The sequence below is a fragment of the Parabacteroides sp. PFB2-10 genome, from assembly GCF_029893085.1.
In the GTDB taxonomy this organism is placed as follows: domain Bacteria; phylum Bacteroidota; class Bacteroidia; order Bacteroidales; family Tannerellaceae; genus QVMG01.
Genome location: NZ_JARXWI010000002.1, coordinates 125413 through 146421 on the forward strand (window position 1 = coordinate 125413; position 21009 = coordinate 146421).

General features: G+C 46.2%; 18 protein-coding genes. 11 read left to right on the forward strand and 7 right to left on the reverse strand.

The features are described 5' to 3' along the window. Positions 1 to 48: 48 nt before the first annotated feature. The 3 genes from M2137_RS02360 to M2137_RS02370 all read left to right on the forward strand — a co-directional run bounded on the left by M2137_RS02360 (position 49) and on the right by M2137_RS02370 (position 3131). On the forward strand, positions 49 to 1254 hold the full coding sequence (locus M2137_RS02360; protein ID WP_280764857.1) for a cofactor-independent phosphoglycerate mutase: 1206 nt from the start codon (positions 49 to 51) through the stop codon (positions 1252 to 1254). Between the two features lie 33 nt (positions 1255 to 1287). Next, positions 1288 to 2598: a threonine synthase gene (gene thrC, locus M2137_RS02365; RefSeq protein WP_280764858.1), complete on the forward strand. Its 1311-nt coding sequence runs from the start codon at positions 1288 to 1290 to the stop codon at positions 2596 to 2598. Between the two features lie 125 nt (positions 2599 to 2723). Then, entirely contained in the window at positions 2724 to 3131 is a 408-nt protein-coding gene (locus M2137_RS02370; RefSeq protein ID WP_280764859.1) for a DUF5856 family protein, read from the forward strand. Positions 3132 to 3220: 89 nt separating this feature from the next. On the opposite strand, the gene M2137_RS02375 is transcribed toward M2137_RS02370, so the two are convergent. The 4 genes from M2137_RS02375 to M2137_RS02390 form a co-directional block, all read right to left on the reverse strand. Continuing rightward, on the reverse strand, positions 3221 to 4084 hold the full coding sequence (locus tag M2137_RS02375) for a DUF368 domain-containing protein (RefSeq protein ID WP_280764860.1): 864 nt from the start codon (positions 4082 to 4084) through the stop codon (positions 3221 to 3223). Positions 4085 to 4090: 6 nt separating this feature from the next. Beyond that, a complete protein-coding gene (locus tag M2137_RS02380) occupies positions 4091 to 5566 on the reverse strand; it encodes a tetratricopeptide repeat protein (RefSeq protein WP_280764861.1) in 1476 nt (491 codons plus the stop codon). 29 nt (positions 5567 to 5595) lie between these two features. Continuing rightward, complete coding sequence (locus M2137_RS02385; protein WP_280764862.1) at positions 5596 to 7299, reverse strand: glutamine--tRNA ligase/YqeY domain fusion protein; 1704 nt, start codon at positions 7297 to 7299, stop codon at positions 5596 to 5598. A 104-nt stretch (positions 7300 to 7403) separates the two neighbouring features. Next, complete coding sequence (locus M2137_RS02390; protein WP_280764863.1) at positions 7404 to 8849, reverse strand: carbohydrate binding domain-containing protein; 1446 nt, start codon at positions 8847 to 8849, stop codon at positions 7404 to 7406. A 574-nt stretch (positions 8850 to 9423) separates the two neighbouring features. On the opposite strand from M2137_RS02390, the gene M2137_RS02395 reads away from it, so the two are divergent. Genes M2137_RS02395 through M2137_RS02410 form a run of 4 tightly spaced genes read left to right on the forward strand, consistent with a single transcriptional unit; the run spans position 9424 to position 13078 of the window. Further along, positions 9424 to 10347, forward strand: a complete 924-nt coding sequence (locus tag M2137_RS02395; RefSeq protein ID WP_280764864.1) for a DUF5106 domain-containing protein — start codon at positions 9424 to 9426, stop codon at positions 10345 to 10347. A gap of 35 nt (positions 10348 to 10382) precedes the next feature. Further along, positions 10383 to 11054: a bifunctional nuclease family protein gene (locus tag M2137_RS02400; protein WP_280764865.1), complete on the forward strand. Its 672-nt coding sequence runs from the start codon at positions 10383 to 10385 to the stop codon at positions 11052 to 11054. Next, positions 11051 to 12367, forward strand: coding sequence for a nucleoside transporter C-terminal domain-containing protein (locus tag M2137_RS02405; RefSeq protein ID WP_280764866.1), 1317 nt, complete (start codon positions 11051 to 11053; stop codon positions 12365 to 12367). Before M2137_RS02400 ends, M2137_RS02405 begins: the two co-directional genes overlap by 4 nt. A gap of 12 nt (positions 12368 to 12379) precedes the next feature. Beyond that, a complete protein-coding gene (locus M2137_RS02410; RefSeq protein WP_280764867.1) occupies positions 12380 to 13078 on the forward strand; it encodes a 16S rRNA (uracil(1498)-N(3))-methyltransferase in 699 nt (232 codons plus the stop codon). 59 nt (positions 13079 to 13137) lie between these two features. Here the strand turns inward: M2137_RS02410 and M2137_RS02415 are convergent, their stop codons facing one another. The 3 genes from M2137_RS02415 to M2137_RS02425 form a co-directional block, all read right to left on the reverse strand. Then, positions 13138 to 13404 carry a hypothetical protein gene (locus M2137_RS02415; protein ID WP_280764868.1) on the reverse strand — a complete coding sequence of 89 codons (267 nt, stop codon included), beginning with the start codon at positions 13402 to 13404 and terminating at the stop codon, positions 13138 to 13140. Between the two features lie 151 nt (positions 13405 to 13555). Continuing rightward, positions 13556 to 15079, reverse strand: coding sequence for a glutamine-hydrolyzing GMP synthase (gene guaA / locus M2137_RS02420; protein WP_280764869.1), 1524 nt, complete (start codon positions 15077 to 15079; stop codon positions 13556 to 13558). 272 nt (positions 15080 to 15351) lie between these two features. Beyond that, positions 15352 to 16209, reverse strand: a complete 858-nt coding sequence (locus M2137_RS02425; protein WP_280764870.1) for an MBL fold metallo-hydrolase — start codon at positions 16207 to 16209, stop codon at positions 15352 to 15354. Between the two features lie 158 nt (positions 16210 to 16367). On the opposite strand from M2137_RS02425, the gene M2137_RS02430 reads away from it, so the two are divergent. The 4 genes from M2137_RS02430 to M2137_RS02445 all read left to right on the forward strand — a co-directional run bounded on the left by M2137_RS02430 (position 16368) and on the right by M2137_RS02445 (position 21006). Then, complete coding sequence (locus M2137_RS02430) at positions 16368 to 17273, forward strand: hypothetical protein (RefSeq protein ID WP_280764871.1); 906 nt, start codon at positions 16368 to 16370, stop codon at positions 17271 to 17273. Positions 17274 to 17438: 165 nt separating this feature from the next. Beyond that, positions 17439 to 18782, forward strand: coding sequence for a TolC family protein (locus M2137_RS02435; RefSeq protein WP_280764872.1), 1344 nt, complete (start codon positions 17439 to 17441; stop codon positions 18780 to 18782). Positions 18783 to 18823: 41 nt separating this feature from the next. Further along, positions 18824 to 19831 carry an efflux RND transporter periplasmic adaptor subunit gene (locus M2137_RS02440; protein WP_280764873.1) on the forward strand — a complete coding sequence of 336 codons (1008 nt, stop codon included), beginning with the start codon at positions 18824 to 18826 and terminating at the stop codon, positions 19829 to 19831. After that, complete coding sequence (locus M2137_RS02445; protein WP_280764874.1) at positions 19828 to 21006, forward strand: ABC transporter permease; 1179 nt, start codon at positions 19828 to 19830, stop codon at positions 21004 to 21006. Before M2137_RS02440 ends, M2137_RS02445 begins: the two co-directional genes overlap by 4 nt. Positions 21007 to 21009: the final 3 nt, after the last annotated feature.

The window sequence follows — 21009 nt, forward strand, 5'->3', positions numbered from 1 at the left end:
GGAAAGGGTTTGTTTGTAGGAATCCGGCACTGCCAATAGACATGCAATATGAAAACAATTATAATTCTTGCCGATGGAGCGGCCGATGAGCCTATCGAAATGCTTGGTAACAAAACTCCATTGGAATTTGCCCATACACCTTACTTAGAGAAGTTGGCCACGTTAGGAGTGACAGGGCAACTAAAGACAGTACCGGATGGATTTCATCCGGGAAGTGAAGTCGCTAACCTTTCCGTATTAGGTTACGATTTAGAGAAAGTGTACGAAGGACGGGGTGTGCTGGAAGCAGCCAGCATAGGTGTTGACCTGAAGCCGGGTGAGATGGCGATGCGATGCAATCTGGTCTACGTGAAAGACGACATCTTAGTGAATCATTCTTCCGGGCATATATCGACCGAAGAGGCGGATGAACTGATCCGGTTTCTGGATGAAAAGCTGGGGTCGGAGCAGGTGAAATTTCACACCGGCGTCTCTTATCGTCATCTATTTGTAGTGAAAAACGGCGATAAACGATTGGATTGTACCCCGCCGCATGATGTGCCTTTGCATCCTTTTCGCCCGTTATTGGTCAAACCATTGGCAGAAGAGGCGCGCGAAACGGCCGAACTCTTGAATGATCTTATCCTGCGTTCACAGGAGATATTGAAAGATCATCCTATCAACCTCAAACGTATCGCCGAAGGAAAAGATCCGGCTAATAGCATCTGGCCCTGGTCGCCCGGTTACCGCCCGGCCATGCGTACCCTGATGGATATGTATGGTTTGAAGAATGGAGCGGTGATCTCTGCTGTTGATTTGATTCAGGGCATTGGCAAATATGCCGGACTGACCAATATTCCGGTGGAAGGGGCAACCGGTTTGTACGACACCAACTACGAAGGAAAAGCGTATGCTGCGTTGGAAGCGTTGCGGACAAACGACCTGGTTTATCTACATATTGAAGCGAGTGATGAGGCAGGCCATGAGGGCGATGTCGACCTAAAGGTGAAAACCATCGAGAACTTAGATCGGCGCGCCGTGCGTATTATCTTCGAAGAGCTGGCAACTTGGGACGAATCGGTGGCGATCGCTGTATTGCCCGACCACCCGACTCCATGCGCTATCCGCACACATACCAACACGCCGGTACCTTTCCTGATCTATAAGCCGGGAGAAACGCCCGATAAGGTGACCCGTTACGACGAACAATCGGTCATAGATGGAAAGTATGGCCTATTGGAAAGAGATCAGTTTATTCGGGAATTATTATCCTGACATTTTATTATCTATTGAAACATTCCATTAATCATGAGATATTACAGCACAAATCAACAAGCCGATTGGGCAACCCTTGAAAAGGCCGTCGTAAAAGGATTGGCAGAAGACAAAGGGCTTTATATGCCGGAACGCATCATTCCGTTGGACGCTTCAGTGATTGAAAACCTGAAGAATATGTCTTTTCATGAGATCGCTTGCACAGTGGCACGCGCGTTTTTCGGAGAAGATATAGAAGCCGACACATTAGATACGATCGTAAAAGAGACCTTGTCGTTTGAAACACCGGTGGTTCCCGTAAGTAAATATATTTATTCCCTGGAACTGTTTCATGGACCGACATTGGCATTCAAGGATGTAGGGGCACGCTTTATGGCTCGCTTGTTAGGCTATTTCATCCGTAAACAGGGACTCAAACAGGTGAATGTCCTGGTGGCTACTTCGGGTGATACGGGCAGTGCTGTGGCAAATGGATTTTTAGAGGTGGAGGGTATTCATGTGTACGTGCTTTATCCCAAAGGAAAAGTGAGCCCTATCCAGGAATGTCAGTTCACTACCTTGGGGCAGAATATCACGGCCTTGGAGATCGATGGTACGTTTGACGACTGCCAGGCGTTGGTCAAAGCGGCCTTTATGGATAAGGAGCTGAATGAACACCTGATGCTGACTTCCGCTAATTCGATTAATGTAGCCCGTTTTCTTCCGCAGTCGTTCTATTATTTCAATGCCTATGCGCAACTGGATCGGATAGAGAAGGCAGACGAGCTGGTTGTTTGTGTGCCGAGCGGTAACTTTGGGAATATCACAGCCGGGCTGTTTGCCCACCGGATGGGATTGCCTATCAAACGCTTTATCGCTGCCAACAACCGCAATGATGTCTTTCTGGAATACCTGCAAACAGGGAAATACAATCCGCGTTCTTCCGTAGCAACCATTGCGAACGCAATGGATGTAGGCGATCCCAGTAACTTTGCTCGCATCATTGATCTCTATGGACATGATACAGATACGCATACCCGTATAACAAACCTGATCTCGGGCTATCGCTACACAGACGAAGAGATAGCGGAAACGATGAAGCGTGTTTATGAATCCGATGGCTATCTGTTAGATCCGCATGGTGCTTGTGGCTATCAGGCGTTGGTGGATGGCTTGCAAGCCGGTGAAACAGGTGTTTTCTTAGAAACGGCACATCCGGCTAAATTCAAAGGAACGGTCGATGAAATTCTTCAATCAGATATAGAAATTCCTGCCAAACTCAAGGCGTTTATGCAGGGTGAAAAGCAATCCGAGGAGCTATCGAAGGACTTTTCGGCTTTTAAAAGCTATCTGTTAAGTCGTTGATATCTATTCGCTTCCATTGAAATATAGAGGTTATCTATAAGCTGATCAGTCTTTCTTTTAAACCTTCCGCATCATCTTGCTGTTCTATTAGTAGTAAATCGAATAACTAATAAACAAAAAGAAGTATGGAAACGAAAGTAAAAGAAAAGACAGTGAGTGTAAGTCAGAGTAAGAAAGAGTTAGCTAATTTTATCGGTGAGTTGTATGCCTTCAATGTAAGCCTGAAGCTTTTCCACTGGCATGTGACCGGACCGGCAAGCTATGCGCAACACATGGCGTTAGACCAGGCTATTGATTCATTGAATGAAACCTTGGATAGTGTGGCAGAAACTTCTTATGCCCTGGTGGGTGACCTGGATATTGTTGTTCCGCAAATAAAGACACCGAAGAATATTATCAAACATGTCGAAGGATTCTACGATCACATACAGGATGGCCGTAAGCACTTTACAGAAGATTTCTCGGCCGGCTTGATGGATGATTTCCAGGAAGCGCTTCAGCAATTGCTTTACAGATTGAAAAGATTGCAATAAAAGATAGAGATACATTTAGCTAAACACCTAACAAAAAACGGAGTTCCTCTCGCGAGAAGAACTCCGTTTTTCATTTCAAATAGAAACGTTTATTTCTTTCCGGAGAGTCGTTCTAAAACGTAAACCAGTAAGAAGCCGATCACCATCAGTGCAACTCCCTGCCAGATATAGTCGTTAGGAAGAATGTTTGATTCAGTTAATTGATCTTTCCAAGGCCATACCTTATTCAGCGATCCCAGCATAAATCCCGCCAAAACGGCTATCGTCACATCATGAAACCGGCGAAGCGTATAAGAAAGAACGCGCGCAAAACTGGTGATACCGATAACCGCGCCGCATATAAAGACCAACATAACCGGAATATTAAACGACTTCACCGCATCCATAATATAATAATACTTGCCCAGCAATACCAGAATAAAACTGCCGGAGATGCCCGGAAGTATCATCGCGCAGATAGCGATCGCTCCCGAAAAGAAGATAAACCAAAGGCCATTGGGCGTTTCTGCCGGTGTGGCAATGGTGATAAACAATGCGATAGCGGCACCGATAAGAAAGCAAAGGATGGTTTTCCAATCCCATTTGCGGATATCTTTCGACACAAACCAGGTAGAAGCCAGTACCAATCCGAAGAAGAATGACCATACCAGGATCGGATGCGTTTCCAGTAGCCAAGTGATCAGTTTTGCTAAAGAAAAGATACTGATCGCGATTCCCGTCACCAGCGCAAGCAGAAAATTCCCGTTCACCGCCTTCCAGAAAGCTGCCCACTTCCCTGTAAAGAAGAGTTTCAGGCTGGCTCCGTTAATGCTCTTGATAGATTCGATCAATTCTTCGTAGATGCCGACAATAAAAGCAATCGTGCCACCCGATACGCCGGGTACCACATCCGCGGCTCCCATTCCTATCCCTTTCAGCAATAAAACCATATAATCCTTGATTGTCCTTTTCATATTGAATCAATTTTTATTTTCTTTTTTCCGGAAAAAAGCTTCCGTAAGCAGATCGTTCACGCTTGGCTTCTTGTTTACCGCTTCGTTTACTAAGCGAAAAGAGGCATCCAACCCCGTATCCGTCATTTGCATATATAATTTCTTTTCATCGTCGGGTGCCTGTTGCAGATGGCGATTGCTGTTCTCTTGGTCGCCAGCCATCATGTAGGCTACGGAAAGGAAAATATGCAACAGCTCCATATCCGGTTGTATCGTAGCTGCCTTTTCAAAGAAACGAATCGCCTGGGGTATATCGTTGATGATCATAAAGAACAAGCCCTTGCTGTAAAGACTTTCCGGAATATTATCTGTCTCATACGTTTCAATAAGCGCTTTCGCCCGTGCTGCGATTTGCTCCAGCGTGATCCGGTATTCGCCGTCGCCTTGCTTCTGTTCCATATAAAGGAAGAAAAACAATATCTGCAAACGGATATTTTCCGGGAACAGCAAAGCAGCTTTTTCAATAACCTTGTAGGCCTCCTCTTCGCGGCCGGTCATGACACAGGCATTCATATAATGGATATAGATCGTCGGATCGTCGATTAGTCCCTCTTGATATATAAAAGGGTAGAGTAATTCATACACCTTTTCTCCCTCGTCCATCTTCAGATAACATTCCGTTATCAGCGGGAAAAGGCGCTCCGTCAACTCTTCGTCCTCCTTGTTCATCTCAAGGATATCATTGAAGTCTTCCAATGCTTTGTCGAAACTTTCGTTTAAGACAAGGCAATAGGCGCGAAGAATCTTCACTTCCACTTCCGATTCGTCACAGGTCAGGGCAAAATCAAAAGCCTCGATCGCCTTGTCGTATTCTCCACAAAGCGAATGGATCCGCCCCAGGGCAAACCAATAATCAAAAGAGTAAGGGTTCTTGTCGATTAATTCATTGCAAAGAACTATCGCCTCTTCATACTCTCCCCGGGCTTCCAATACAAAACACCACTCTTCTTTCAGGATGATGTTTCCCGGAAAGAGAGAAAGTCCCCAGCGGATGTATTCGTATGCCTCCTCAAGCATGTCCAGGTCGTTCAATAAAGGAGATATGTATTCAAAAGCAATCTCCATATAATCGGCCTCTTCCCGGATCAGTTTTTCGGTCAGCGCTTTTACTTTCGGGTAGTTATCCAATGAAGCATAACATTCCATTGTCAAGAGATCTACTTCCTGTCCCAACGAATCGCCCAGCTCCGATAAGAGCGAGAGCGCTTTTTCGTAATCTTCATCGATGATATATTTCCTGCTCTTGCGGATCAACAGATCGATATTGCCCGGGTGAAGCTTTAACCCAAGCGCCAATAGATCATCATACAGGGTGTAGTCATCCTCTTCTTCCAGGCTGTTCAACAACTCATCCACTTCATCGGCATCGAAATAGATATCCTTCTCTTCCTGACGGGCGCTCAGATAACGATTCAAGAGACGTGAAATTTCGTCTTTCTTCATCCAAAAGATAGTTCAGTCCGTAAAATAAATTATGCTTTGTCTTTTACTTTGCTCCAGCTGTCTTTCAGGGAAACAGTCCGGTTGAATACCAATCGGTCTTCCCGGCTGTCGGGATCCAGGTTGAAGTATCCGATGCGTTGGAACTGGAAGTTATCATAGGGTTTCGCCTTTTTCAGCTCCGCTTCCACACGGCAGTTGGTCAATACCTGCAACGAGTCAGGATTCAACAGCTCCTTGAAGTCCCTGTCTTTCTCTTCCGAAGGATTCTCCACCATAAACAGGCGGTCATACAGGCGCACCTCTGCCGGTAGGCTGTGTTCGACAGATACCCAATGGAGCGTTCCTTTCACCTTGCGGCCGCTATCGGGCATACCGCTTTTCGTGTTCGGATCGTATTCGGCATAGATCTCTTCGATCTCGCCGGCTTCGTTCTTCTTGCAGCCCGTACACTTCACGATATAGGCACCTTTCAGACGCACCTCTTTGTCGGGCGTCATACGGAAGAATTTCTTCGGAGCCTCTTCCATAAAGTCTTCCCGTTCGATATAGAGTTCACGGCTGAAGGCTATTTCATGCGTTCCGGCTTCCGGATCCTCCGGGTTGTTTATGGCTTCCATCATTTCCACCTGCCCTTCCGGATAGTTGGTGATAATAAGCTTGACCGGATCGATCACCGCCGACACGCGGGGCGCCGTGGCATTCAGGTCTTCGCGGATGGCATGTTCCAACAGAGCCACATCGATGATGCCGTCATATTTGGTATAACCGATCTTCTTCACGAAGTTGCGGATCGACTGCGGGGTATAGCCGCGACGACGGAAACCGCAGATAGTCGGCATGCGGGGGTCGTCCCATCCATTCACTAATCCCTCTTTGACCAATTGCAATAGTTTGCGCTTGCTCATCACCGTATAGGTGAGGTTCAGGCGATTGAATTCAATCTGTCGTGGGCGGTAGTTATTATCTTGTTGTAATAGATCAATGAAATAATCGTATAAGGGACGATGCACCTCGAACTCCAGGGTACACAACGAATGAGTCACCCCTTCGAAATAGTCGCTTTGTCCGTGGGCAAAGTCATACATCGGGTATACTTTCCACTCGCTGCCCGTACGGTGATGCGGTGTTTTAATGATGCGGTACATGATCGGGTCGCGGAAGTGCATATTGGAAGAGGCCATATCGATCTTGGCACGCAGGATCATGCTACCCTCTTCGAACTCACCAGCCTGCATACGCATAAACAGATCGAGGTTTTCCTCTACCGGACGATTGCGATAGGGACTTTCCGTTCCCGGTTGGGTAGGGGAGCCCTTCTGCTGAGCGATCACTTCGGCGCTTTGTTCATCTATATAGGCCTTTCCCTGTTTAATCAGTTCAACAGCGAAGTCAAACAACTGCTGGAAATAGTCAGATGCATAAACCACCTCGTCCCATTGGAAACCAAGCCATTTGATGTCTTCCATAATGGAATCCACATACTCTACATCCTCTTTGACCGGATTGGTATCGTCGAAACGGAGTTTGCATTTCCCGTTATAGTCTTCAGCAATCCCGAAGTCCATACAGATGGCCTTCGCGTGACCGATATGCAGATAGCCGTTTGGTTCCGGCGGGAAACGGGTCTGTATCCTTCCGTCGTTCTTACCTTCCGCCAGGTCTTTCTCAACAATAGCTTCAATGAAATTCAAGCTTTTCTTCTCTTCTTCACTGTTTATTATCATGTCGCTCATAGAATTCACTCTTTGTCGTTTTAAATCAAGCCACAAAGGTAGTGATTTCTTTGATTTCTTCCCCTGCTTACCTATATGAAAATGTAAATAACCAATCTCCTGTTTTACCGAACGATTTTCTTCGACTGGCTTGTGCCGTCCGACATATTAACTTTTACGATGAACGGGCCTTTCTGCTGGGTGGTTTCCGGGTTGGGCATTCTTTGTCCGGTCAGGTTGTAATACTCTTCCGACAAGGCAATCGCTTCCGGTTTCTTGATTCCTGCATTGGAAGTTCCATCACCGATCTTTCCGTCGAGTGAATATCGTTTGCAGAAATTCCATATTTCCAGGTTCGCCATGATCTGTTTTGGGTCGTAGGGAACGGAATGGCCGTTAGGTGTTGTGAGTTGGATCATTTCAACCCCGGTAGCCTCATTCACCCAGAACTTTTTCTCCACCGTGCTGGTCGTACTTCCAACCGGATAAGGATTGGTCACGACAGGAGGCGTCGCGCAATTATTCCATTCAATCCATTTATCCAGTATCGCTGGCACATACTCAGGCTTGAATACATCGTCATACCTGCCGGTTATCTGGTGGATTGGCATCGGATGAGAGCTTTGGGCTATATTCGGATTGGGACCCCAGGAATGTCCCATGATAGGAGCCATGGCAGCCACTTTATCTGCCATATTGTTGGCGATGCGATAGCAGAAATTGCCACCCCAGGAGAAGCCGGTAATATAGACCCGTTTTTTGTCGATTTTATATCGGGCGTACATATCGTCGATAATAGCCGAGAAGAAATTCAGGTCGGAATCGCCTGTCTGATCCCAGGAACTCGCGGGTGGTTCGGGATAGACTACAACAAATTTTGCTGTGTCGGCAACCATCCAAAATTTGCCTCCGTCGAGCATGCCGTTTGCATCCATATTCATGCCGGTGAAAGCAACAAGCAGTGGACGGTTTTCCGGAAGATCGAGGGGTTCATATACCAGCATCGAACGGGAGGTACCGTTTACCGTTAAATTCATACGGACATGCTCGTTCTCCGATTTTATAGTGGATGTTTCTTCGATAACAATGTCGTCGATATAATATGTTTTTCCGGCAACGTAACCCATATCGAACACCAGTTCCACCGAATTGCCACCAGCTGTAAGATCTTTATACTCGATCTGCTGCCACTCATTCGAAACAGTAAAATCAGGCCAATACTGACCGCCCAACTGATTTTTACTGCGCGTTGATATACGCCCTTTACCACCGCCACCGACAGCGCGAACCCAGAAAGAAACCTTATAGGTGTTTCTGGAAGTCAGTTTGACCGCCGGAGCTGCCACCTGCACGCTCCAGGCATCGGTGCCTGTTCCGTTGACCATTTTCAAGGCGTATTTTCCGCCATGTTTATCTTCCTGTGTAATATCGATCCCTTCGCCGATATTCACCGGGGTCCATCCATCAATATTACCCGATTCGAAATCAAGGGTGGTTGTTTGTCCCTGTATTGTCGGAACAAAAGTGGATGACAAAAAAACGAAAAGAAAAAATAGTAGTGAATTTCTCATAATGAAATAATGTTTGTTTTTACTCTAAAAAAATGATTGAGCAAAAATAGAGAGTAAGCATATCCAACCACCATCGTTTTGTTACATAAATCTTGCGATAGGTTACATGCTGGTCTGTATGTGCCTTAAAATAGGTTAATTCATCTTCTTCTCCTAAAAAACGACTCTTCTATTCTATCTGTTTGATATCAAATAAAGTGAAAAGGGGAGGAGATAGGAATTTGTTTTCCATGCCACGAAGCGATGTGAACAAATGTTAATATATCCATTTTTGACGAAACCTCCAATTTACGATTTGTAATTTCGGCGGGACTTTGCGCGCAAAAACGTGGGAGTATTTTTGCAAACTCCCGGGAGAAACACTTTTTAACGTATGGATTTGTAAGTAAAATGGGTGTTTTGCTTACAATCGAGTTTTTAACATTTCGAGAGTTGGGCGTGTGAAAATAGGCAGTGGATTCCTCTCGCTATCGGGCGGCTTTTAATATGTCTTTGTAACATACCTGGCATTTGTCCGGTGGTTTTCGAGTTTATGTTTTATATTTGTACAGAAAATGATTTAGAATACAACACTATGAAATGGTTCAATATCCTTATCTGTTTGGTTGTTCTTACGGCATGTAACAATAAAACAAAAGAGAATGTAAACGCTGAAAAGGGGGAAAAACCGGTTTTTGAAATGGTAGATGTCCCTACGCTTATTGTAGATAAGACGGAACGAGCCGATTATTTGATCGATCATTATTGGGATAAGTTTGATTTTACGGATACTACCTATATACATTATCCGGAGGTGACGGAGCAGGCCTTTTCCAACTTCTTAGGCTTTTTGCCTTACGCCCATCCGGAAAAGGTTTCCCCGGCTATAAAGAAGATGTTGAAAAAGGCGGAAGCAGAGCCTAAAATGTATGCCTATTTTACCGACCTGTATGAGCATTATCTATACGATCCCAATTCGATGATGCGCAATGAAGAGTTGTATATCATCGTGTTGGAGACCATAGTTGAATCGCCTTTGTTGGGCGAAGACGAAAAGATACGCCCGGCTCATCTATTGAAGTTGGCGCTGAAAAACCGCCTGGGAGAGTCCGCAACGGACTTTGCCTATACCCTGCCGGATGGGAAAAAGGGAAAACTCTATGGCGTGTCGGCAGAACGCCTTATTCTTTATTTTTACAATCCGGACTGCGATGCTTGCCGGGAAACAACGCGGGAGCTTCAGCAATCCACCGTGATTAAGGGGCTTATGGCGGAGAAAAAAGTAAAAATCCTGGCCGTTTATCCCGATGAAGATCTGCAGGCATGGAAAGAACATCTGGAAGAAATGCCGGGCGACTGGATTTTGTCGTACGACAAGGAGGTGAAATTGAAAAATGAAGAGATCTATGATCTGAAGGCGATTCCTTGTCTTTATCTGTTGGATAAAAACAAAGTCGTATTGTTGAAAGATGCTCCCTTTGAGCAAGTTGAAGCATTTCTTTATAATTCCCAATTATAATCGTACTTTTGTTTCTTACTAAAAAAAGGATATTTGTGGATAATCGAGTTCAATTACGTGTTCAGGGATTAACAAACAGTCAGATCCAATCCAGCGCCTATGCATTGATCCTGGCGGAAGAGGATGGTCCCCGCCGTATTCCCATCATTGTCGGAACGGCCGAGGCACAGGCGATCGCTATTGCGTTAGAGCATATTATTCCGCCACGCCCGTTGACGCATGATCTGTTTGTGGCGTTTATGCGCTCGTACGGGATACAGTTGCGGGAGGTGTTTATCTATAAATTTGAAGACGGGGTATTCTATTCCGAATTGGTATTTGCTGATAACGAACGGGAAGTGAGGATAGACTCACGCACATCGGATGCGATTGCGATCGCTTTGCGGGTGGATTGTCTGATTTATACGACCGAAGAGGTTGTGAAAGCCTGCGGAGTCGTATTGGAAGAAGATGATCTATCTGCAGAAGAAGGGGAAGAAGAGGATCTGGATGATCTGGATGATTTGGGCGATATTGGTGAGATTATATCCGAACTCGACCCCTCCCAGTTCGCCAATGAGGAGGACTTGGATAGCTGGTTGGCACTTGCCGATACGGAAACAATCCGGGAACGCCTTCAAGAGGCCATAGAAAAGGAAAACTATGAACTGGCTAAAGTATTAAAAGATGAATTGCATCATCGCGAACAAGAAAAGAATGAATTATGATGGAAGAACCATTTAGCTTTGGATGGGTATCCTTGTTGAGGGGATTGTTGGGGATTGCAGTCATTGTTGCCGTATGTTTTCTGATGAGTACCGACCGGAGAAAGATCGATTGGAAGCTGGTTGGCGGTGGGTTGTGCATGCAATTGGTGTTTGCGCTGGCTGTGCTCTATGTACCCTTTGTCGGCACCTTGTTTGAAAGTCTCGGGAAAATATTTATCAAATTGATGGATTTCACCCAGGAAGGAATCAACTTTCTATTGGGGCCTTACGCCTCCAAAGCCAATGGCTTTAGCTTTCTGATCCACTCTTTGCCAATTGTTATCTTCTTCTCTGCGCTGGTTTCTATGTTTTATCACTGGGGAATCATTCAGAAAGTGGTCGGGGCTTTTTCCTGGTTCTTGCGTAAGTTTATGAATATATCGGGTGCGGAAGGGCTGGTTGTCTCCGGTAATATCTTTATGGGCATGACCGAATCGCCTGTTTTGGTAAAGAATTACCTACCGGCCATGAATAAATCGGAAATATTTCTTGTCATGGTTTCCGGCATGGGCACGATTGCAGGCTCCGTAATGGGTACCTACATCGGTATGCTGGCGGGCGATGATCCGATGTCGCGCATCCTGTTTGCCAAACATTTATTGTCGGCTTCCGTGATGGCAGCTCCCGGCGCTATCGTGGTGGCCAAGATGCTTTGTCCGCAAACGGAAGAGGCGGTCGATCATCTGGTCGCCGTAGAAAAGGAGGGAAAGAAGGCAACCGTATTAGATGCCATCTCTTCGGGAACGGTAACCGGCGTGAAGCTGATGACGAATATCGCGGCTATGTTGCTTGTTTTTATTTCGCTTGTTGCGTTGGCGAATTATCTTTTGAGCGATGTGATCGGGCGATACACCGGACTGAATGATTGGATTGTGGAGATAACCGACGGACGGTCGAAAGGCTTCACTTTTCAGTTTGTAATTGGAATTATCCTGGCTCCCTTGATGTGGCTGATTGGTGTGCCGACACCCGATATAGCGACGGTAGGATCCTTGCTGGGACAGAAAACGATCTTGAATGAATTTGTCGCCTATGCACAGATGCAGCAATGGAAAGATGCCGGGGTCTTTATTTATGAGAAATCAATTATTATGTCGACCTACATATTGTGTGGATTTGCTAATATCTCCTCTATCGGTATCCTGTTGGGCGGTATGGGGGTGTTGGCGCCGGAGAAAAAGGGGCTGATTGCCCGCTTTGGCGTTCCGGCAATGATAGGAGGCGCGTTGGTCTCTGTCCTTTCTGCGACAATGGTAGGTATGATGTTAGGATAAAAAAGAAAAAATATGCCATTGTTTTACGCGCCGGATATTGCCCAGAACAATGAGCTTCCTGCGGAGGAAGCCGGCCATCTGTTGCGGGTACTTCGCGCACAAATAGGTGATAAGCTCCATATTACAGATGGAAAAGGTTCGTTCTATAACGCGAAGATCAGTGATATACAAGGGAAGCGATGTTATGTGGAGGTGCAGGAAGTAACACGTCCCACTCCCTTTTCTCCGGTTCGGCTGCATATTGCTGTCGCACCCACTAAGAATATGGATCGGATAGAGTGGTTTATGGAGAAGTCGACAGAGATAGGGATCGACCGGGTGACCTGCCTGTTATGCCGCCATTCCGAACGCAAAGAGATCAAGACGGAGCGCTTGTATAAGATAGCCGTAAGCGCTATGAAGCAATCCCAAAAGGCCTGGATGCCGGAGATTGTCGGTATGACTCCGTTTAAAGCCTTTGTAGAACAACCCTGGGAGGGACTCAAATTCATAGCCCACTGCGAAGAAGACGATAAAACTATATTGAAACAGGCCTGTCCTCCGGGGGAGAATGCACTGATACTGATCGGCCCGGAAGGCGATTTTAGCCCGGAAGAGATCGCTTTGGCTCTGCAAAATGGCTTCCGCCCTATCTCCTTAGGAGAAAGCCGCCTGCGCACGGAAACGGCAGCCTTGGTCGCCTGTCATACGATTCAACTGATTAATCAATAAAAAAAGGCTATCTCAATATCTTGAAATAGCCTTCTCTTTTTCTTACGTTCTGGCTGAAATTATTTATCCATATCTTTCAGACGCATCAACTTTTGTTCAATCTCTTCTTTTTCTTTGATCAAACGAAGTTCCACTTCTCCTACTCTCTCTTTTTTGTAACGCAATGCTAATGCAATTGCATTTTCTAATTCTTCAAATTCAAGAAGTTTTAGGTTTGTTGCTACTAAGTTGAACGCTGACTGTTTTCCTAATTTATTTGCAGCGCGTTTTGCCCGCATAGCAGCTTTAGCTTCGTCGGACATTCTAGATCCTTTTACTCTACCCATAATAAAGTTGTTGTTAATTAAAAAGTTTAATTCGACAGCAAATATATAATATTGATTAGAATAACCAATTTTTTTGAAATATTTTTTTCATAAAAAAGGGGGTTTTGATGCTTATTTGCATTAAAACCCCCTTCTTGTTATTAAAAAAAGATTATTCCCACTCGATTGTTGCCGGTGGTTTAGAGCTAATATCATAAACCACACGATTCACTCCTTTCACCTTATTGATAATCTCGTTGGACACTTTTGCCAGAAATTCATAAGGCAATTGAGCCCAGTCTGCGGTCATTGCATCGGTTGATGTTACGGCACGCAACGCGATGGTATTTTCGTATGTGCGTTCATCGCCCATCACCCCTACCGAACGGATAGGGAGTAGAATAGCACCTGCCTGCCATACTTTGTCGTACAATCCCCATTCGCGCAATAAAGAAACGTAGATGTCGTCGGCATCCTGCAATACACGTACTTTTTCCGGGGTAATATCACTCAGGATCCGGATACCCAGACCCGGTCCCGGGAACGGATGACGTTTGATCAGGTGAGGCTGCATGCCTAATTCAATCCCTACGCGGCGTACTTCGTCTTTGAATAACAGACGCAGAGGTTCTACCAACTTCAGATTCATTTTCTCAGGAAGCCCACCTACGTTGTGGTGGCTCTTGATCACTGTTCCGGTAATCGATAAGGATTCGATTACATCCGGATAGATCGTTCCTTGCCCCAGCCATTTTATATCTTTCAGCTTATGGGCTTCTTCATCGAATACATCAATGAATCCTTTGCCGATGATTTTTCTTTTCTGTTCCGGATCGGTCACACCGGCTAGCTTTTCATAGAATTTATTTTTCGCATCAACGCCGATTACATTCAATCCTAAATGTTCGTAGTCGCGCAATACATTTTCGAATTCATTCTTGCGGAGCAGCCCGTGATCCACAAATATACAGGTCAGGTTCTTTCCGATTGCCTTATTCAATAACACAGCGGTTACCGACGAATCGACTCCTCCTGAGAGCGCCAATATCACTTTGTCGTCGCCCAGTTGCTTTTTCAGATCGGCAACAGTCGATTCGATAAAGGAGGCCGGACTCCAGCTCTTGGGAGCTCCGCAGATGTTGAGGAAGTTATCCAACAGTTTTACGCCGTCGGTCGTATGATACACTTCAGGGTGAAACTGAACACCCCAGGTTTTTTCTCCTTCCACATAATAGGCGGCCGCATTTACATCGCCGGTGCTGGCTATGATGCGGAAATTCTCCGGAAGAGAGGTGATGGTATCTCCATGTGACATCCATATCTGTGAGCCGGAATCTATACCTTTTAATAGAGGATCGTGTTTCTCCAAAGTGGCCAGGTTAGCTCGGCCATATTCTCTTGTATGAACAGGTTCGACTTTCCCACCCGATGTGTAGGCGATGTATTGAGCACCATAACAGATACCCAGCACCGGATATTTACCTCGGATCTGGCTAAGATCTGGCTTGAACGCGTTCTCGTCATAAACAGAATAGGGGCTACCCGAAAGGATAACTCCTACTACACCTTCCGCATTATCGAACGGAAACTTATTGTACGGAACAATTTCACAATACATATTCAATTCTCGTACCCGACGGCCGATCAACTGAGTCGTTTGTGAACCAAAATCAAGAATAACTACTCTTTCTTGCATATTGTAGATCTATTTAATTTGACGATGCAAAAGTAGGAAAAAAAATCTGAATTAGCCTAATAGCATGAAGCAGCTATACGCGATAAAAAGACAGAGTTGAAAATATCATATTGTCAAAATCGCGGGACTTTATTTCCGAAATCCCAGGACTTTTTTCACAAACTCCCGGGAGAAACATTTTTTAACGTATCATATTGTAAAGCAAAAGGGGGATTTTGCTTACAATATGTCAAAATGACTTGAAGGAGTTTGAAGCCCTGATGAGCCGTTTTTTATTTAAAAGGAATAAAGCGATACCCGCCGGTGGCATGTTTTTCTACTTTACCCATGCCCGGGTAGGCGATATGCATACCGGCAATAGGAATTTTCTTTTCCGCCACATAACGCAGAACCGCCTGGCGGGAAGCGATGGCATCTGTCGGGTTGACGTCGTAGGTGACGGCTACCTCCGGGTAGGGCATTTGAAGCGCCATGGCATGGGTCAGGTCGGCCCAGATCAGGAGTTGTTCGCCATCGGAATCGAGCAGAAAAAGGGTATGTCCCGGTGTATGTCCATAGGCAGCTATACCCTGAACGCCCGGGAGCAGTGGCTCCGCTGGTGTGTCTAACGCTTGGGGAGCGAATAGTTTCAGCCGGTCTTTATAGGCCTCGATCACCTGATGCGCCTGTTTAGCTTCCATACTCATCCAGTAGTCATATTCCGGTTGGGGCAGGTAGATATCTGCGTTGGGAAACATCACCTTTTCATATTGCAGCATACCGCCAATGTGGTCGCCATGCATGTGGGTGATGCATACGGCATCCACCTCTTCGGCGGTTATACCAAGGCTTTCCAGGTTGGCGAAAAGCTTCTGTCCGAGACCGGTATCAAACAGGATATTATGTTCCGGCGTTTGAACCAGGAAGGCATTCATCGCATTGGGGAAAGTGCCTTGTGGTGCGCAGGTTGCGATCATCTCCTCCGTCGCGCCAACCAGGATGCCGGTGTTGGCTTCGCGTTGCGACTCCGACAACAGACTGATCATAAAGTCTCCGATAATATAGGTGTACACATCAGGGGTTTCCTGAGCAATCGTTTTCGAATTGAAAAGAAGAAGGCTGATGCAAAGGGCAATACATATTTTTTTCATGGCTGCATAAAATTAGATAAGTGAAACACACAATGAGCAAAACGTCATTCTTGCTACGAATATACGGCGTTTATTGGTTAATAAATGTATAAAAGGTGTCAATTCTTTCGTGCCAATCGATTAAATTGTACTTTTGTATGGTATTTATGAATTCCGTTATGAGTACAGAAAAGAAAGAAAACAAAGAGATCAATAAGCTTTCACTACTAATCGTCGCTATCATTGTTCTGGTCTTAATCATCGGAGGTGCTGCCTATTATATATTTCATCAGCAAAGCCAGATGAAAGAACTTGTCGAGGGCTATGAACTGGACAAGGAGATGCTGGCCGATGAATATAATGAGATCTCTCTGACCTACGAGAATATAAAGTTTGAATTCAATAACGATTCGTTAGCTGCCCAGCTTGCTACGGAGCAGGAAAAGGTAAAACGGTTGCAGGAAGAGTTGCGCACAGTGCGCGCTACGGATACCCGCCGCATCAACGAATTGAAGAAACAACTGGAAACGCTTCGCAGCATCATGCGCACATACGTGGCGCAGATCGACTCGTTGAACACCGAGAATACGAAGCTGAAAGAAGAAAACAAAAAAGTAACCACCCGCTATCGTCAGGCGACCACCCAGGCAGCCAACCTACAGAAAGAAAAAGAGCAGTTGGCGGAACGGGTGACCCTTGCCAGCAAACTGGATGCCACCAATATCCAGATCAACCCCGTAAACAAAAAAGGAAAGACGGTTAAGAAGATCAAACAGATGGAACAGTTTGTTGTCTCTTTCCTTATTACCAAAAACATCACGGCGCCTGTCGGTGAGAAAACGATCTTTGTGCGCATCATGAAACCCGACGACGATGTGTTGGTAAAGAGCCGTGGCGATACCTTTGAGTTTGAGGGCAAACACATCAACTACTCCATGAAGCGGATCATCGAATACGCCGGAGAAGAGACACAGGTGACCCTGTATTGGGATATCGAAGAATTCCTGTCTCCCGGAACGTATCAAGTCGATATATTTGCTGACGGCAACCACATCGGCCGCAAATCTTTTACGCTGGATAATTAATTCCCATCCTACCTTCAAAACGTCTACTATTGTCGTGTAACAGACGAATCCTGTTATACCGACCGGCTGTATCTTTGCCCCAGGGTTTGAATCTTAGTTGAAATAATTAAACAAACCCATTTTGTTCTTTGTTTCAATAAAAGGATATGGTTAATATATAATAGAATGAAAAGAAGGTTTGTATTAGTGGCAATGTGTTTAGGTTTGATTGGAAATATTTCAGCACAAAAGGTATTCACGCTTGAAGAATGTCGCCAATTAGCTATTGAAAACAATAAAGAACTGCGGATATCCGGCGAGAAAGTAAAACAGGCCGGCGAGGAACGGAATGCTGCCCGTACGAAGTATTTCCCGCAGGTATCGGCTACCGGAGCCTATTTATGGAATCAACACGACATCAATCTATTTGATTTTGGCAAACTGGGTGCGTTGGAGGCGCTTATACCATCCGGCATAACCGATGTCTTTCATCTGGATATTCAGAACGTCTGGGTCGGTAGTGTCTCTTTGGTGCAACCAGTTTTTATGGGAGGTAAGATTGTTTCTTATAATCAGATCACGTCGTATGCCCGTCAATTGGCGGAATCGATGAACGACCTGCAACTGCAGGAGGTTATTTATCAAACGGATGAGACCTATTGGCAGGTGATCTCCTTAGTTCATAAAAAGAAACTGGCAGACGCTTATGTCGATCTATTGAAGAAGATGGACAGCGATGTGCAGGCGATGATAACAGAGGGGGTAGCCACTCCATCGGATGGATTGTCGGTACGGGTGAAACTGAACGAGGCGGAGATGGCACAGACAAAGGTGGATAACGGACTGGCTCTTTCCCGTATGCTGCTGGCGCAGATATGCGGACTGCCACTCGAAGAACCGTTGGCATTAGCAGATGAGTCGTTGGAGCAATACCCGGTTACAGAGCAAACCGTACTTGTTGATGTCAATGAGGCATTTGTGAATCGCAATGAGTTGAAAAGCTTAGATCTGGCTACACGTATATACGAAAAGAAAGAAAATATAGTCCTGGCGGATATGTTGCCGCAGATGGCCTTAGTGGGCAATTATATGGTGACCAATCCTAACGTCCGCAACGGTTTTAAGAACGATTTTGCCGGAGGATTCCATGTGGGGGTGACCCTTCAGATCCCTTTAAGCGGATGGTGGGAAGGCAGTCATAAGCGGAATGCGGCGCGGGCGGAGACCAATATACAACGCTTACAATACGAAGAGGCGCGTGAGAAGATAGAGTTGCAGGTGAACCAATCGCTTTATCAAACCAATGAAGCCAAGAAGAAACTGATCGCTTCCAACCGGAATATGGAGATGGCGGAAGAAAACCTGCGTCATGCCAATGACGGATTTGACGAGGGTGTTATACCGGCTCTCAACCTGATGGAGGCACAAACAGCCTGGGTACAGGCACGTTCCGGCCTGATAGATGCACAGATAGAGGTGAAACTGACCGAGGTATATCTGGCTAAGACGATGGGGAAGCTGGGGGAATGAAGAATATCAATTATCAATTACCAATTATCAATTAAAAAGATATGAATAAGAAATTTTCAATGAGCAATATGATGTTGGCCTTTATCGCCGTACTGGTTGTGGTGGCTTTGGTGGCTTTAGCCGGTTTTTTCCTGTTGACACCTCCCGATGACGTGATTATGGGGCAGGCGGAAGCCACACAGGTGCGTATATCCGGTAAGGTGCCCGGGCGGATTGATGCTTACCGGGTTGGTGAAGGTGATCAGGTGCGTGCCGGCGATACGCTGGTGTTTCTGAACACCCCGGAGGTAGAGGCCAAACTGCTTCAGGCCGAAGCGGCGCGTGCAGCAGCCCTGGCGCAGAGTAATAAAGCGGTGAAAGGTGCCCGTGTACAAGAGATAACCGGTGCTTACGAGTTGTGGCAAAAGGCGATTGCAGGCTTGGATATTGCGAAGAAATCATACGAACGTGTGCAGAATCTATACGATAAAGGCGTGATGTCGGCGCAGAAGCGTGATGAGGCTGCCGCCAATTATCATGCGATGGTTGCGACCGAAAAGGCGGCTCGTTCCCAATACGAGATGGCCAAAGAGGGCGCCCGCCAGGAAGATAAAGCGGCTGCGGAAGCCTTGGTGCGGCAGGCTGAAGGCGCTATTGCTGAGGTGGAGTCTTATATAGGCGAAAGCACGTTGCTTTCTCCGATCGATGGTGAGGTGGCCGAGCGCTTTCCGCAGGTGGGCGAACTGGTCGGTACGGGAGCACCGATTATGAATATTGTCGACCTGAATGATCTTTGGGTCACCTTCAGTGTGCGCGAAGAGTTATTGAAAAATATACAGATCGGTTCGGAAATGAATGCGTTTATCCCTGCGTTAGACGACAAACCGGTTCGTGTAAAGGTCTATTATATGAAGGATATGGGGTCGTATGCCGCCTGGAAAGCAACCAAAACAACCGGGCAATACGATTCAAAGACATTCGAGGTGCGTGCCCGTCCATTGGAAAAAGTGGAAGGATTGCGTCCGGGTATGTCGGTTATTATGAAGAAAAAAGGCACGGAGATACTATGACGTTCAAGCAATGGATAGGATCTGTCGGGGAGGTGGCCAGGCGGGAGGTAAAGCGGTTATTGAATAAGCCTCTTTATCTGTTCTGTATGCTGTTGGCTCCGGCTATCAGTGTGGTGTTTCTTCTCTCGTTGATGCAGGAGGGATTGCCAACCGATTTGCCTATTGCGGTGGTCGATCTGGATAATTCGGCGACCTCCCGTAACCTGATCCGTCAGTTGAATGCGCTTGAGCAAACGAAGGTGGTGATGACTACCGCTTCATTTACGGAAGCCCGTACGGAGATGCAAAAGGGAAATGTCTATGGTATCTTTCATATACCGGCCGATTTTTCGGTGGAGGCGACTACAGGTAAGCAGCCGACGCTCTCTTTCTATACCAACGGCACATACCTTATTGCTGCATCCCTATTGTTCAGAGACATGAAGACCATGTCGGTATTGGCAGGAGCTTCGGTAGGCTTGCAGACGGGAACCGCCAAGGGACTGACGACCGAACAGATCATGGGGCAGCTGCAACCGATCGTTGTCGATACGCATGCCATAGGAAATCCCTGGCTGAACTATTCGGTTTACCTCAATAATACCCTGATACCGGGCATATTGCAGTTGATGATCTTCCTGATTACGGTCTATAGTATCGGTACGGAGATTAAGTTCTCCACCTCACGCGAATGGCTTCGTACGGGAAGAAACTCCCTTTCTGCAAGCCTTTTGGGTAAATTATTGCCGCAAACGGTGGTCTTTACGGTGGTAGGTTTGGCTATGTTAGCGGTGCTTTATGGCTTTAATGCGTTTCCGTTGAATAGTGGTTGGGGGCCTATGATAGGAGCCATGTTCCTATTAGTTCTGGCTTCTCAGGCAGTCGGTGTCTTTATGATAGGCGTGTTGCCCACTTTGCGTCTGGGATTAAGCTTTGCCAGTCTGTTTGGTATGCTGGCGTTTTCCGTTGTCGGCTTTTCATTCCCGGTGCAAGCCATGTATCCTTCGGTACAGGCATTGGCCAGGCTCTTCCCGCTTCGCCACTATTTCCTTATTTATATCGACCAGGCATTGAATGGACGCGATCTGATATTCAGTTGGTCACACTATGTATGGCTGGCAGCTTTTCTGATACTGCCGGTACTGATCAGTAAAAATCTGAAAGAGGCCTTGCTTCACTTCAAGTATGTGCCTTAAACA

Excerpts from the sequence above, each read along its gene's own strand:
- M2137_RS02415 (WP_280764868.1), bottom strand. The coding sequence starts at position 13,404 with ATGGGTAGAGTAAAAGGATCTAGAATGTCCGACGAAGCTAAAGCTGCT.
- M2137_RS02425 (WP_280764870.1), bottom strand. The coding sequence starts at position 16,209 with ATGAAAAAAATATGTATTGCCCTTTGCATCAGCCTTCTTCTTTTCAAT.
- M2137_RS02380 (WP_280764861.1), bottom strand. The coding sequence starts at position 5,566 with ATGAAGAAAGACGAAATTTCACGTCTCTTGAATCGTTATCTGAGCGCC.
- M2137_RS02445 (WP_280764874.1), top strand. The coding sequence starts at position 19,828 with ATGACGTTCAAGCAATGGATAGGATCTGTCGGGGAGGTGGCCAGGCGG.
- M2137_RS02375 (WP_280764860.1), bottom strand. The coding sequence starts at position 4,084 with ATGAAAAGGACAATCAAGGATTATATGGTTTTATTGCTGAAAGGGATA.
- thrC (WP_280764858.1), top strand. The coding sequence starts at position 1,288 with ATGAGATATTACAGCACAAATCAACAAGCCGATTGGGCAACCCTTGAA.
- M2137_RS02440 (WP_280764873.1), top strand. The coding sequence starts at position 18,824 with ATGAATAAGAAATTTTCAATGAGCAATATGATGTTGGCCTTTATCGCC.
- M2137_RS02410 (WP_280764867.1), top strand. The coding sequence starts at position 12,380 with ATGCCATTGTTTTACGCGCCGGATATTGCCCAGAACAATGAGCTTCCT.
- guaA (WP_280764869.1), bottom strand. The coding sequence starts at position 15,079 with ATGCAAGAAAGAGTAGTTATTCTTGATTTTGGTTCACAAACGACTCAG.
- M2137_RS02390 (WP_280764863.1), bottom strand. The coding sequence starts at position 8,849 with ATGAGAAATTCACTACTATTTTTTCTTTTCGTTTTTTTGTCATCCACT.
- M2137_RS02385 (WP_280764862.1), bottom strand. The coding sequence starts at position 7,299 with ATGAGCGACATGATAATAAACAGTGAAGAAGAGAAGAAAAGCTTGAAT.
- M2137_RS02370 (WP_280764859.1), top strand. The coding sequence starts at position 2,724 with ATGGAAACGAAAGTAAAAGAAAAGACAGTGAGTGTAAGTCAGAGTAAG.
- M2137_RS02435 (WP_280764872.1), top strand. The coding sequence starts at position 17,439 with ATGAAAAGAAGGTTTGTATTAGTGGCAATGTGTTTAGGTTTGATTGGA.
- M2137_RS02395 (WP_280764864.1), top strand. The coding sequence starts at position 9,424 with ATGAAATGGTTCAATATCCTTATCTGTTTGGTTGTTCTTACGGCATGT.
- M2137_RS02405 (WP_280764866.1), top strand. The coding sequence starts at position 11,051 with ATGATGGAAGAACCATTTAGCTTTGGATGGGTATCCTTGTTGAGGGGA.
- M2137_RS02430 (WP_280764871.1), top strand. The coding sequence starts at position 16,368 with ATGAGTACAGAAAAGAAAGAAAACAAAGAGATCAATAAGCTTTCACTA.
- M2137_RS02360 (WP_280764857.1), top strand. The coding sequence starts at position 49 with ATGAAAACAATTATAATTCTTGCCGATGGAGCGGCCGATGAGCCTATC.